Source organism: Oleomonas cavernae (assembly GCF_003590945.1).
GTDB classification, from domain to species: domain Bacteria; phylum Pseudomonadota; class Alphaproteobacteria; order Zavarziniales; family Zavarziniaceae; genus Zavarzinia; species Zavarzinia cavernae.
Genome location: NZ_QYUK01000016.1, coordinates 280404 through 293407 on the forward strand (window position 1 = coordinate 280404; position 13004 = coordinate 293407).

Annotated in this window: 14 protein-coding genes; 7 read left to right on the forward strand and 7 right to left on the reverse strand. The window is 68.3% G+C overall.

Annotated features, from left to right (window positions below; genetic code table 11):
• The first annotated feature begins 153 nt into the window (after positions 1–153).
• The gene (locus D3874_RS28865; RefSeq protein ID WP_158596240.1) at positions 154–762 is read left to right on the forward strand and encodes a hypothetical protein; all 609 of its coding nucleotides are present in this window, start codon (positions 154–156) and stop codon (positions 760–762) included.
• 5 nt (positions 763–767) lie between these two features.
• Here the strand turns inward: D3874_RS28865 and D3874_RS26575 are convergent, their stop codons facing one another.
• The 3 genes from D3874_RS26575 to D3874_RS26585 form a co-directional block, all read right to left on the reverse strand.
• Positions 768–1445, reverse strand: a complete 678-nt coding sequence (locus D3874_RS26575) for an SOS response-associated peptidase (protein WP_119782722.1) — start codon at positions 1443–1445, stop codon at positions 768–770.
• A gap of 16 nt (positions 1446–1461) precedes the next feature.
• A complete protein-coding gene (locus D3874_RS26580) occupies positions 1462–1605 on the reverse strand; it encodes an entericidin A/B family lipoprotein (RefSeq protein ID WP_119782723.1) in 144 nt (47 codons plus the stop codon).
• Positions 1606–1770: 165 nt separating this feature from the next.
• Positions 1771–2016, reverse strand: coding sequence for a hypothetical protein (locus D3874_RS26585; protein WP_147385880.1), 246 nt, complete (start codon positions 2014–2016; stop codon positions 1771–1773).
• 141 nt (positions 2017–2157) lie between these two features.
• On the opposite strand from D3874_RS26585, the gene D3874_RS26590 reads away from it, so the two are divergent.
• The 3 genes from D3874_RS26590 to D3874_RS26600 all read left to right on the forward strand — a co-directional run bounded on the left by D3874_RS26590 (position 2158) and on the right by D3874_RS26600 (position 4755).
• Positions 2158–2904 carry an SDR family oxidoreductase gene (locus tag D3874_RS26590; RefSeq protein WP_119782725.1) on the forward strand — a complete coding sequence of 249 codons (747 nt, stop codon included), beginning with the start codon at positions 2158–2160 and terminating at the stop codon, positions 2902–2904.
• Between the two features lie 151 nt (positions 2905–3055).
• Positions 3056–3397, forward strand: a complete 342-nt coding sequence (locus D3874_RS26595) for a hypothetical protein (protein ID WP_147385881.1) — start codon at positions 3056–3058, stop codon at positions 3395–3397.
• Positions 3398–3669: 272 nt separating this feature from the next.
• Positions 3670–4755 (forward strand): fatty acid desaturase family protein, encoded by a 1086-nt coding sequence (locus D3874_RS26600; protein WP_119782727.1) that lies wholly within the window; start codon positions 3670–3672, stop codon positions 4753–4755.
• Between the two features lie 39 nt (positions 4756–4794).
• On the opposite strand, the gene D3874_RS26605 is transcribed toward D3874_RS26600, so the two are convergent.
• The gene (locus D3874_RS26605; protein WP_119782728.1) at positions 4795–5856 is read right to left on the reverse strand and encodes a hypothetical protein; all 1062 of its coding nucleotides are present in this window, start codon (positions 5854–5856) and stop codon (positions 4795–4797) included.
• Positions 5857–6115: 259 nt separating this feature from the next.
• On the opposite strand from D3874_RS26605, the gene D3874_RS26610 reads away from it, so the two are divergent.
• The 3 genes from D3874_RS26610 (at position 6116) to D3874_RS26620 (ending at position 9236) form a co-directional block, all read left to right on the forward strand.
• A complete protein-coding gene (locus tag D3874_RS26610) occupies positions 6116–7348 on the forward strand; it encodes an FAD/NAD(P)-binding protein (RefSeq protein WP_119782729.1) in 1233 nt (410 codons plus the stop codon).
• Entirely contained in the window at positions 7278–7496 is a 219-nt protein-coding gene (locus D3874_RS26615) for a hypothetical protein (RefSeq protein WP_119782730.1), read from the forward strand. The genes D3874_RS26610 and D3874_RS26615 overlap by 71 nt, the downstream gene beginning before the upstream one ends.
• A gap of 93 nt (positions 7497–7589) precedes the next feature.
• The gene (locus D3874_RS26620) at positions 7590–9236 is read left to right on the forward strand and encodes a calcium-binding protein (protein ID WP_119782731.1); all 1647 of its coding nucleotides are present in this window, start codon (positions 7590–7592) and stop codon (positions 9234–9236) included.
• A 163-nt stretch (positions 9237–9399) separates the two neighbouring features.
• On the opposite strand, the gene msrB is transcribed toward D3874_RS26620, so the two are convergent.
• The 3 genes from msrB to D3874_RS26635 all read right to left on the reverse strand — a co-directional run bounded on the left by msrB (position 9400) and on the right by D3874_RS26635 (position 12969).
• Positions 9400–9798: a peptide-methionine (R)-S-oxide reductase MsrB gene (gene msrB, locus D3874_RS26625; RefSeq protein WP_119782732.1), complete on the reverse strand. Its 399-nt coding sequence runs from the start codon at positions 9796–9798 to the stop codon at positions 9400–9402.
• A gap of 36 nt (positions 9799–9834) precedes the next feature.
• Positions 9835–11406 carry a 5-guanidino-2-oxopentanoate decarboxylase gene (locus tag D3874_RS26630; RefSeq protein WP_199699376.1) on the reverse strand — a complete coding sequence of 524 codons (1572 nt, stop codon included), beginning with the start codon at positions 11404–11406 and terminating at the stop codon, positions 9835–9837.
• Positions 11407–11532: 126 nt separating this feature from the next.
• Positions 11533–12969, reverse strand: a complete 1437-nt coding sequence (locus D3874_RS26635; RefSeq protein WP_338016780.1) for a flavin monoamine oxidase family protein — start codon at positions 12967–12969, stop codon at positions 11533–11535.
• Positions 12970–13004: the final 35 nt, after the last annotated feature.

The window sequence follows — 13004 nt, forward strand, 5'->3', positions numbered from 1 at the left end:
ATGGTCGCAGCGCAGGGGCCTGCGAGCAACCGCATCGCGAGCAACGGTCCCCGGGCTGGCGTGATGCCGGTCACGTTTCGCCCCCTTGGGCCTTTTCTCACAACCCCGCTGGTGCTTTGTTCCGCCCGTGAGGGAACTCGAGGGGGAATCACCATGATGTCCAGGACCGCGTTGCTGGCGGCGGCTGTCGCCGGCATCCTGACGTTCGGCAGCCTTGCCGCCCGGGCCGACGATATTTCGGACGGCCTCGCCAAGGCGGCAGAGCTCTATGCCAAGGGCGACCTCGCCGGCGCCCAGAAGGAAATCGCCTTTGCCAATTCGGCGATCGCCCAGAAGCTCAACGAAGCCTACGGCGGCACCTTCCCCGAGGCCCCGGCCGGTTGGACCGCGGACGAGGTTTCGGCTGAATCGCTGGCGATGATGGGCATGGGCCAGACCGTCTCGCGTACCTATACCGACACAGCGTCGGGCGGCACAGTGAAACTGAGCCTGGTCGCCGACAGCCCGATGCTGCAATCCTTCGGCATGCTCTTCGCCAACCCCATGATGGCGGCCCAGGCCGGTTTCCAGCGGGTGCGCATCGGCGGCGAGGAAGCCATGATGCAGGCCGACAAATCATCGGACACGACACAGATCATGATCACCCTGGCCGGCCGGCTGCTGTTGCAGGCCGAAGGCAGCAACGGGGTGCCCGCCGATGCGGTGAAAGCCCTGATGTCGGCCTGGAAGATCGACCAGGTGAAGAAGCTCGCCGGCCTCTGAGCAACTCAGGCGGCGAGGGGCGCGAACAGCGCCGCGTCGTCGTTGCGGACATTGCCGACCCGGGACGAGACCGGCCAGCAGCGCATCTCGCCCGGACCGGCCCCGGCCAACAGGCGGGCCATGGCGGCGGCATCGGCCGGCACCTCGCCCAGCCAGATCGGCCAGTCGGCCGGCGCCAGGATCACCGGCATGCGCGGGTGGACGGGACGCAGATCGTCATTGGCGGCGGTGGTCACCACGGTGAAGCTGCGGATCACGGTGCCGTCCTGGCCACGCCAGCCTTCCCACAGGCCGGCCATGGCGAAGGGGCCGCCGTCGGCCCGGGCCACGGCATAGGGCACCTTGGCCTTGCCCTCGCCCTGCCATTCGAAGAAGCCGTCGGCCGGGACCAGGCAGCGCCGTCTTGCATAGGCGTCGCGATAGGACCGTGTCGTCTCCAGGCCTTCGGCGCGGGCGTGAAGCAGGCGGGTGGCGATGCCGGCATCGTCCGCCCAATGAGGCACCAGGCCCCAGCGCAGCAGGGAAAGGACACGGGCACCGCTTTCCGGGTGACGCCGCACCACCGGCATCTCCTGGGTCGGCGCCACGTTCCAGCGCGGCCCGAAATTGGGCAGCGGGCCTTCCAGAGCAAACAGCTCCTTGAGCTCGTCGGCCGGGGTCTTCAGCAGATAGCGGCCGCACATGAGCGCGCGCGACCGGTCAGAGCTTGTCCTTCACCGTGCGGGCGGTATCCGAGACCGCCTCGCCGGCGCCCTGCACATCGCGGCCGACACCCTCGACGGTGTTGCAGGCCGAGACCAGCGCCGCCACGCCGAACAGAACAATCAGGGCCAGTTTCTTCATCGGGGGCATCCTTCTCGCGAACAGGCGCTTCAATAAGCGAGATTGCCCCGAAATCCCGCCGGTTCAACAGCCATCCGCAAACAAAAGCAGGCCCCAAGGGGACCCTTGCCAGAAACAAAAGCGGGCCCCAAGGGGGCCCGCCTGGTTCGACCGATGCCGCTGCGATCAGGCGCGGAAATAACCACCGCAAGCGCCGCAGACGATGTCGACGTAATAGTTGGTGTCGAGGCCGACGGTCCAGCCGACATGGCCGCACCACGGGCACTGGGTGTAGCCGCTGTACATGGCCTGGCCCTCGGTCTCGGTCTGCGGCGGCTTGGCCAGCAGGATGCCCAGCTTGCTCTTGTCGATCTTGGCAACGTCGGCCGGATCGGTCTTGGTGCCGCGCTTAATGGTCAGATCACTCGCCATCTTGAATTCCCCCGGGATACTGGCACTGCCGTGGTCAAGCCGTTCTTGACCGTGCGGCAGCATAACGCAAAGCCGGGGGATTAGGAAAGAGGATGAGAAAGTGCTAATGGCCTCAAAGGGGACACGGGGCGGTACAGGGCGATGACCGGCACGGCACTCATTACCGGCGGCACCAAACGCATCGGCGCGGCGATCGCGGAACGCTTGGGCGACGCGGGTTTCAGCCTGTTGCTGCAGACCCGCGACGCGACCCAGGTCGATCCCGCCTTCCTTGCGCATTTGCGGCAGCGCAACATAAATGTCGATCTGGTGACGCTCGACCTCGACGACGGTGCGAGACTCGCGGCGTCACTCGAGGGGCTGTTCGCCCGCCATGGCGATGTCAGCCTGGTCGTGAACAACGCCTCGCGCTTCGAACCCGACGATTTCGCCAGTGTCAGCGAAGCCAGCTTCCTGGCCCATATGCGGGTGAATGCCCTGGCCCCCCTGCTCATTCTCCAGGCCTTTGCCCGCGCCATCGGCCAGGGCGCGGTGATCAATGTGCTGGACGCCAAGCTGGCCTGGCCGCACCCCGATTTCCTGTCCTACACCCTGGGCAAGTCGGCGCTGGCCACCATCACCGACCTCGCCGCCCGCCACTACGCCCCCCGCATCCGGGTGAACGGCGTCGCCCCCGGCCTGACCCTGATCAGCCCCTTCCAGGATCCGGCGCGCTTCGCGGCCGAGAAGGGCAAGCTGCCGCTGGGCGCATCCCTGGGGCCTGAGGACATCGCCGATGCCGTGGCCTTCCTGGCCCAGGCCCCGCACATCACCGGCCAGGTCATCGCGGTCGACGGCGGCGAGCGCTACCTGGCCCGCCAGAAGGATCCGTCGAGCCCCGGCGGCTAGCGCGCCCCCTAGCGCGCGCCGGGGGGCAGGCGGAAAGAACCACTGATGATACCGATTCGGGGCCAGTGATTCTCGACTCCGGCGCCGGCCGGCGTAGCGTTCTGCCATGCGCGCATTTTGGCCAACATTGATCGCTGGGGCCGTGGCGGTGATGGCAACGAGCCAACCCGCCAGCGCCGGCAATTTGCGCGACGAGCAGCAGGTGGAGATCGCCCCGGCGACCGAAGGCCGGCAGCCGGCCCGGCCCGGCCTCGCCATCCCGCCCCTGGTGCCCAAGGGACAAAGCGCCGATCCCGGCCGCCTCGCTGCCGGCACGCCCGCCCCCGATACCCTGGGCGTCGCCGCGGCCATCATCGACTCCCTGCCCGTGCTGCCCAGCCGGGGCATCGGCCTGACGATCGTGCCCGATGAGAATGACGAGTCCGCCGCCTTGCACAGCGAAAGCGGCATGTCGATCGCCGGGATGCTGAAATACCGCAAGTCGCTGCCCTGATCAGCTTTTTTTGAGATCTGCGGGGATCGCGCGAATTTATTTTGGCGATCGGCGTATAACCGCGCCTTGTTTTGATCTATAGTGGGGCCTGAGAAGATCTGCCGCCTTTCGGCAGTACTTTCGATCAGTCGCGTTGTGCGCCGGCGGTGCCGGATCTGGTCGACAATCAAGCGCCCCCATGCCCCAGAACTGCACGATGCGCCGGCCCCCGCCGGGGTTCGGCTGATTTCCTGTCGGCGTGCCGCCGGGCGCGACAACCGGAGGAACTCCAGATGGGACCGCCCTTTGACGGTCGTGCGGCATCGAGCGAGGGGACGGCGAGCCGGGAACGCCCCGGCCTCGTCGAAGGCCGGCGCCTGCGCGCGATCATCGCCCCGTTCCAGGGCTCGGTGAACTGGCGCAGCTACGCCCAGCTCGCGTCCAGCTTCGGGCCGTTCCTGCTGCTCGAGGTCGCGCTCTACGCCAGCCTCGACCTCTCCTACTGGCTGACCCTGGCCCTGGCGGTGCCGGCGGCCGGCTTCGTCGTGCGCATCTTCATCATCCAGCACGATTGCGGCCACGGCTCGTTCATGGCCACGCCCGCGGCCAACGCCCTGGTGGGCCGGCTGTGCAGCCTGGTCACCATGACGCCCTACGACAATTGGCGGCGCCAGCATGCCGGCCATCATGTCGTGTGGAACGACCTCGATCACCGCGACAGCGGCATCGACCTCTATTCGACCTGCATCACCCTCGAGGAATATCGCGCCCTGCGGCCCTGGGCGCGCTGGCGCTACCGCCTGATGCAGAACCCGCTGATCGCGCTGCTCTTGTTGCCGCCGCTGGTCTTCATGGTCATCTACCGCCTGCCGTTCGACACGCCGCGGAGCTGGATCAAGGAACGCCTCAGTGTTCACTTCACCAACCTGGCGCTCCTGCTGACCGTCGCCGGCCTCGCCTTCTGGCAGGGCCTGGGCGCCGTGCTGCTGGTCCAGGTGCCGGTCATGGCCTTCGCCGCCATCGTCGGCGTCTGGCTGTTCTCGCTGCAGCACCGCTATGAAAACGTCCATTGGAGCCGGCGGGCCGATTGGGATGCCACCCGTGCCGCGATCGAGGGTACCTCGTACCTGAAGCTGCCCTGGCTGCTCGACTGGTTCACCGGCCATATCGGCTTTCACGCCATGCACCACCTCAATTCGCGCATCCCCAACTACCGCCTGGCCCGCGCCCATGCCGCCCTGGCCGCGGTCACGCCGCTGCCGCCGCCCCTGCTGCTGGGCGCGGCCCTGAGCGCCTCGCGCTATGCCGTGTGGGACGAGGCCAACAACCGCATGATCCGCTTTCCCCGGCTGCAAGACCGCCCACCCGCCGCCAGCTGATCCCCGGTAGTTGACGGACCGGCTCGAGGCCGGCGCAGGTCACGCCGGGTCGCGGCGCCAGCGCCGGCCAAGCCAGGCCGGCGGCCCGCCGCGTCGGCTCAGGCCGAACTGCCGCAGCGTCGCGTCGACCACCGCCGTCACGTCCGGATCCGCCGCCAGGATCTCGTTGGCCTCGCGGGCCGGTTCGGGCGCCACGCGCGCCGCCCAGGGGCAGCCCCAGACCTGCTCGGCGAAGGCATCGTTGGCCGCGGCGAAGCGGGCTTCGAGGCGCGCGGCGAGTGGCGGCGTCAGGCCGCAGAAGGTGGCGGCGTCGCGCCCGCGCGCCTGTGCGGCAACCTCCAGGTAGCGGCCGGCACTGCGGGCATCCGCGCCCAGCACGCTCGCCACGCCCTGCCGGTGCAGCCAGCGGCTTGCCGCCACCGCCACCGGGCCGGGGCTGCTGTTCTCGCGGCGCGCCAGGTCGCCGTCCGAGAGCGACCCACGCACCCGGTCGAGCAGGCCCAGCGCGTCGAACAGCCGCCAGACCAGCGACTCGTCCGACCGGCGATCGCGCACGGGCACCACCAGCACCCGGCCCGCCGCCGCGACCCGCCACGGCGCCAGCACGGCGGCGTAGTCGAGCCGGCGGTTGCCGAGTTCGGCCCGGGCATAGGGCGCGAACGACCGCGCCTCGCGCAGGAACTGGCAGCGCCAAGTGTAGGCCGAATTCAGGAAGGCATCCTGCGGCTTCACCGTCGCCATGATCTCGAGGCTGAAGCCGCGGCGCTCAAACAGCGCCGCCAGCATCTCGGCGACCGGGCCCGCGCGGCGCAGTTGGGCCAGCCCCTCGTAGGACAGCAGCGCCACGTCGCAGCGCGTCGCCGCCAGCGCGGCGTCGAGCTTGCCGAGCAATTCCTCCCGGGTGGTGCGCGGGTGCCGCCCGTCGAGCGTCTCGCCCAGATGCTGGTGGCTGAGATGCGGCCGCGGCGCCTTGTCCGGGGTCAGATCGGGGTAGAGCACCCCGGCTTCGGCCAGGGTGGGACGCAGCCGGTCGAGCAGGAACTGGAAGCTGGTCGTGCCGGTGCGCGGCCAGCCGATATGGACGATCGCGCGCCGCGTCACCGAAGGCGCCTCACAGGCTTGCCCGGCAGGCGGGTCGCGCTCTTGCCGGCGCCGGCCAGACCCATGGTGACAATCGCCCTGCCCGACACCCGCCCGATCCTGAGACATCCTGCGGCTTTCGCCTATCATGCCGATCCCGTGAAGACAACCACGCCACCGCGCTGGCAAAGAGCGCTTTCTCGCGATATTCAGTCTGTTAAAATAAACTAACCACTCATATGCTATGTAATTATGTCCGAGTGATGCTTCGAGGTGCGGGATGCGGATTGCCATTATCGGTGCCGGTTTTACCGGCGCGCAATTGACCCTCGAGTTGCTGCGCCGGGCACCCCGCGGCACCACCATCCTGCTGTTCGAGCGTTCGGGCGTCTTCGGCCCCGGCTTGGCCTATTCGACCGTCCATGCCGGCCATCTGCTGAACGTGCGCGCCGCCAACATGAGCGCGCTGGAAGACGATCCCTCGCATTTCCTGCGCTGGCTGTGGGCGCGCGACCTGCCGGAGCAGCCGGCCAGTTCCATCCCGCCCTCCGGCCATGCCTTCGTACCCCGCGGCATCTATGGCCAGTATCTGGCCGAAGCCCTGGCCGAGGCCGAGCGCGACGCCCACCCACGGGTGGTGGTCGAGCGCCTGTCGCGCCAGGTCGTGAATATCGACGAGACGGAAGACGGGGTCTTTCTGAGGCTGGCCGAAGGCGGCGAGGTCGCCGCCGATCTCGCCGTGCTGGCCACCGGCAACAACCCGCCGGCGTGGCCCGGCCCCGACGGGATCGAGGACGTGGCGCCGGCGCGACTGATCGCCGATCCCTGGGACGACAGCGCCATTGCCCGCATCGGCCCCGACGACCCGGTCGTCATCCTGGGCACCGGCCTGACCACCGTCGACGTCGTCACCCTGCTCGGCCAGCGCGGTCATCGCGGGCAGATAACGGCGGTGTCGCGCCGGGGCCTCCTGTCGCGGGTGCATGAACAGACGCGGAGCTGGAAACTCATCCGCGAGCCGGGCAGCGTGCCCCCCACCATCACCGCCTATGCCCGCTGGGTCCGCGGGGAGGTGAAGCAGGCCGCCGCCGAGGGCATCGACTGGCGCAGCGTCATCGACGCCCTGCGGCCGCATACGCGAGGATTGTGGCGGTCACTGCCGATGGTGGAACGCCGGCGTTTCCTTCGCCACCTGCGCCCCTGGTGGGATGTGCATCGGCACCGCATGGCGCCCCAGGTGGCGGCGGGCATCGAGCAGTTGACCGCGGCCGGCACCTTCAGGATCGTGGCCGGGCGCATCACCGGCTGGGCCGCCGCCCCGACCGGGGTTGCCATCACCCTGGCCCCAAGGGCAATGGCGGCCCCCCCTGCGCATCGAGACCGCCTACGTGGTGAACTGTACCGGCCTCTCGGTCGACTACCAGCGCCTGGGCGATCCGCTGATGCGCGCGCTGCTGGACGAGGGCCGCGCCCGCCCCGATCCGCTCTGCCTGGGCCTCGACGTGACCGATAACCTCAATCTGATCGGCGACGGCGGGCACACCTCCTCGCGCCTCTTCGTCCTGGGGCCTCCGACCAGATCCGCCTTCTGGGAGATCATCGCCGTGCCCGATATCAGAAAGCAGGGCCGCGCCTTCGCCGCGCGGTTGTTTCCCGGCTAGACGCTTGCCGTCACAGCACATTTTCCTGTCCAAGGCGCCGCTTTTTTGAAACGCTCGCCACCAACAACAGCCTAAGAGGGCGGGTGGTAATCGATGGCTTACATTCCGGGCGACAATACCGATAACGAACTGACCGGCACCAATCTCACCGACACGATCAAGGGCTTTGGCGGCGCCGACAGGCTTTTCGGCCTGGAAGGCGGCGATACCCTCGATGGCGGCCGCGGCATCGACCAGATGAGCGGCGGCCTGGGCAACGACACCTACTATGTCGACAGCACCGGCGATATCGTCACCGAACTGGCCGGCGAAGGCACGGATACGATCCGCGCCAGGATCGACTACACCCTGCCCGACGAGGTCGAGAAGCTGGTCCTGGTCAACAGCCTGGGCCTGGGCGGCAGCGGCAATGAAGCGGCCAACTACATCTATGGCAGCAGCGGCGGCGACAAGATCTTCGGCCTGGGCGGCAACGATCGCCTCTATGGCCGGGCCGGCGACGACACCATCGACGGCGGCGAGGGCAACGACCTGATCGATGGCGGCAGCGGCACCAACAAGCTGACCGGCGGTGCCGGCGACGATACCTATGTCGTCTCGGATGCCCTGCTCGACACGGTGATCGAGGACGCCGCGGGCGGCTACGACACCGTCCGCACCACGGCCGAGAGCTATGTCCTGGCCGACAATGTCGAACGCCTGATCCTGCTGGGCAGCGTCTTCGAGGGCACGGGCAACGGCCTCGACAACGCCATCGCCGGCAACGCGGACGACAACGACCTCTATGGCGCCGGCGGGGCCGACCGCATCACCGGCAAGGGCGGCGAGGATTTCCTCTTCGGCGAGGATGGCAACGACACCCTGTTCGGCAATGACGACGACGACATGCTCGACGGCGGCATCGGCGACGACCGGCTGGACGGCGGCGCGGGCCACGACCTGCTGATCGGCGGCGAGGGCACCGACCGGATGCGCGGCGGCGCCGGCGACGACGATTTCTACTTCGACAACGCCACCTCGATCGGCGACGTCTTCGACGGCGGCACCGGCACCGACGCGCTCGCCCTTGGCATCAACGGCGAGGAGAACACCACCTTCGACTTGAGCGGCGGGCGGTTCACCTCGATCGACCTGGTCGCGGTCGACGGTATCGGCAACACGGTCCTGCTGGGCGGCCGTCTGGTCGCCACGGCGGATTTCGACGGCGATACCACGCCTGGGCAGCTCGCCGTTCTGGTCTCGCCCGTTGCCGAGGACACGACGATCGACGCCTCCGCCGTCGGCTCGGGCGGCGGACAGATCGGTGTCGTGGCGTTCGGGCCGGGCAAGATCACGCTCACCGGCTCGGCCAATGACGACTTCGCCTCGTTCGGCGACGGCAATGACCTGGCTTACGGCGGGGCGGGCAGCGACGCGCTGGGCGGCTATGCCGGCAACGACGAACTGCACGGGGGCGACGGCGACGACGACCTCTACGGCGGCGACGGCGACGATGTGGTCTCCGGCGACGCGGGCAACGACTATTTCGCCTTCGTCAGCGGCGATGTGGGCCACGACATCATCCAGGATTTCGCCAGCGGCGACCTGATCGATGTCGAGGGCCTGGGCTACACCAGCACTGCCGATTTCGCCTCGATCGTCGAGGCGGACGGCAACACGGTCATCACGATCGACGTCGACACCACCATCACCGTGGCCGGCGTCACCGGCCTGACCGACAGCGATTTCCTGTTCGCGTGAGGTAGGGGCGCCGGCATTGTGCGTCCTTCGAGACGGGTGCTTCGCACCCTCCTCAGGATGAGGAAAATCTTTATGGCAAAAAGACTTTCCTCATCCTGAGGAGCCATCGAAGATGGCGTCTCGAAGGACGCAAGATGTCTCCCCAGGGCTCGCCGATCCGACTCTATTTCTTCGGGTCGAGCTTCAACGCCGCCGAATTGATGCAGTAACGCAGGCCGGTGGGGCCTGGGCCATCGTCGAAGACATGGCCCAGGTGGCTGTCGCAGCGGGCGCACAGCACCTCGGTGCGGACCATGCCGTGGCTCGAATCGCGCTCCTCGGCGACATGGCCTTCCGCGGCGGGGGCGGTGAAGCTGGGCCAGCCGCAATGGCTGTCGAACTTGGCATCGGACTCGAACAGGACCTCGCCGCAGGCCACGCAATGGTAGGTGCCGGCGGTCTTGGTGCGTTCGTATTCCCCGGTGCCGGGCCGTTCGGTCGCCTTCTGGCGGGTCACGGCATATTGCAGCGGGGTGAGCTGCGCGCGCCATTCGGCATCGCTCTTGCGCACTTTATCGGTCATGACTGGCTCCGGTTCAGCGGAAGACCGTCCCGGCCTTCAATTCCAGGAAGGTGGGGACGGTTCGACCTTTTGCAATGTCGAGTTCGGCGGCCAGATGCTCGAGGTTACCCACCGTGACTGCATGGCAGCCAAACCCCGGGCGATGGCGACCAGGTCGGGCACCACCAGGTCGACGGCGATGGGCGTGATCGCGCGCGCCTCCATGTATTTCTTGATCTCGCCATAACCGCCATTGTTCCACAGCAGGACGATCACCGGCACGTGGGCCTCGACCGCGGCGGCCAGTTCAGGAATGGTGAACAGCACGCCGCCGTCGCCCGCCAGCACCACCACCGGCTGGTCGCCCACCGCGAGCTTGGCGCCGATGCCGGCCGGCAGGCCGTAGCCCAGGGTGCCATAGCCGGTCGAGGCATTGAAGAAGCGCCGCACCCCGCGCGGGTGGAAGAACTGGTTGGCGCCATAGACCGGCTCGGTCGAGTCGCCCACGATCACCGCATCGGGCAGCACCCGGTCGACCACCGCCATGATCGGCTGGTGGGTGACCGCGTAATCGGGCAGTTGCGCGATCAGGCCGTCACGCAGGGCGGCCGCCCGGGCGGCGCCGTTGCGCGCGCTATTGGCCGGCGGCAGGGCCGCTGCCAGGGCCGACAGGGCCAATTCGCTGTCGGCCAGGATCGGCAGGGCCGCGACCGGCCCGCGCATCAATTGCTCCGCATCCAGGTCGATGCGGATCAGGCTGCCGTCGATGACCAGGCCGACCGGGCCGGGATACATCTCGGTCTCGCCGAACTCCGTGCCCACGGCGAGGATGACATCGGCGTCCTCCAAGGCTTCGTACAGCGGCGAGGCGGCGAGATTCTCGCCCGCCAGCAGGGGGTGGTCGGGCGGCAGCACGCCCTTGGCATTGATGGTGGTCGCCACCGGCGCGTCCAGCCGCTCGGCCAGGTTGCGCAGGGCAGCGGCCGCATCGGCCCCGCCGCCGCCGACCACGATCAGCGGCCGCGCCGCGCCGTCCAGCAGTTCGGCCGCCCGGGCGATCGCCGCCGGATCGGCGGCGGGGCGCGACGGCAGGGCGCGGGGCTTCAGGTCCAGGCCGTCGGCCGGCAGCGCGATGACGTCGACCGGGATTTCCAGGTAGACCGGGCGCGGCCGGGCACCGGCAAAGATCGCCATCGCCCGCGCCAGCGCCTCGGGCAATTGGCGCGGATGGTGGATGGTCTGGGCGAAGGCGCTCACCCCGCGCGCCAAGTCGCGCTGCGAGGGCAGTTCATGCAGCCGGCCTTCGTTGGTGCCCAGTTCCGTCGTCGCATTGACACTGGAGATCACCAGGAGCGGCACGGAATCGGCATAGGCCTGGCCCATCGCGGTCAGGATATTGGTCAGGCCCGGGCCGGAAATGGTGAAGCACACGCCGGGCCTGCCCGACGCCCTTGCATAGCCGTCGGCCATGAAGCCGGCGCCCTGCTCGTGCCGCGGCGTCACATGCCGGATGGTCGAGTTGGACAGGCCGCGGTAGAGCTCGACATTATGCACGCCCGGAATGCCGAAGATTACCTGCGTGCCGTAGCCTTCCAGCAGCTTGACCAGGGCCTCGCCGACGCTTGCCATTTTTTGCCCCTTCAAAAGCCCTCTCCTCTTGAGAGGAGATGGTTGGGTGAGGAGGGGAGCGGGGTGTCGACATGGTGCGTCCCACCTCCCCCAACCCCCTCCCCCGACGGCGGAGGGGCTACTTGATCAATCCGCCAGCGCCACCGGGGCCAGGTCATCCCAGGCGTCGAACGGGCCTGGATTGCCGGCTGCGCTGCCGCCGCCCAGGTGCCGGACCACGCCCGAGACGGCATTGAGCGCGGTGGTGATGGCGCCTTCGGTCCAGCCGGCGGTCCAGGAAATATCGTCGCCGGCCAGGAAGATGCCGCGCTGGTCAGCCGGCAGATTCTGCGCGCGGAAATGGCTGAACAGGCGGCGCTGGTAGCGGTAGTGGCCGGGCAGGTTGGCCTTGAAGGCGCCCATGAAATTGGGGTCCTGCTCCCAGCTCACCGTGATCGGCTCGCCGATCATGTGGCGGCGGATGTCGACACCGGGATAGATCTGCTTCAGGGAATGCAGCATCAGGCGCACCCGCTCGTCCACCGGCAGGGACAGCCATTTCATGGCATCGTCGTTCCAGGTGTAGGACAGGCAGATCACGCCGGGCCGGTCGTCGCCCTGGTCGATCAGGTAGGTGCCCCGGGTCAACCGGTCGGACAGGGTCATGGACATGACATCGCGCCCCGTGGCGGGGTCGAGATCCTTCCAGAACGGCCGGTCGACCATGACGAAGGTTTTCGAGGCCTGCATGTAATGGGTGCGTTCCATCGCCATCCACATGGCGGGCGAAAACAGCCGCTCCTCGCAATCGATCCGGGCCGACAGCAGCCAGACCTGGCAGGTCACCACCACCGCGGCATATTCCGTGGTGTTGCCCCAGCGGTCGGTGATGGCAATGCCGCCGCCGCTGCCCCGGGCGATGCGGGCAGCGCCCGGCTTGGGCACGCCGCCGTGCAGGCTGGACAGCGAGGTGCCCGCCGGCCAATGGGCCATTTTTTCCGGCGATTGCGCCCACAGGCGCAGCGGCAGTTGCTCGACGCCACCGACCACGCTCTGATGGTCCTCGTCGGCGTTGGTGTAGACCACGCGCAGGATTTCCAGCATCGAATTGGGAAAGTCGGTATCCCAGCCGCCGGTGCCGAAGCCGACCTGGCCGAAGATCTCGCGGTGCTTGTAGCTGAGCTTGCTGAACGCGGTCGATTGCGCGATGAAGCCGTAGAAGCTGGTCTCGTCGAAGGCCGGCACCAGCGGATCCCACAGCGCCTTGATCCGCGCCACGTCGCGGGCGCGCACCGCGTCCTGGATCTCGCTGAAGGCCGCCCCCTCGTCCAGCGCCTCCCGCCAGGCCTTGGCCACCTCGGCGAAAACCGCGGGCAGGTCGTCCAGATGGCGGGCGAAGTGCCGCTCCCCGCCCAGTTCAATCACGGTCGACGGCGTTGCCGGCGACAGCGGGTTGGGGAACGGCGTGGTCTTCAACCCGACCTGGTCGAGGTAATGGAACAGGGCGGTCGACGAGGGCGGGAAGCGCATGGCGCCCAGTTCCGCGAAAGTACCGTCGCCACCCCGGAAGGGTTCCGAACGCAGGCGGCCGCCGGATCCGGTCGGCCTCGTAGATCACC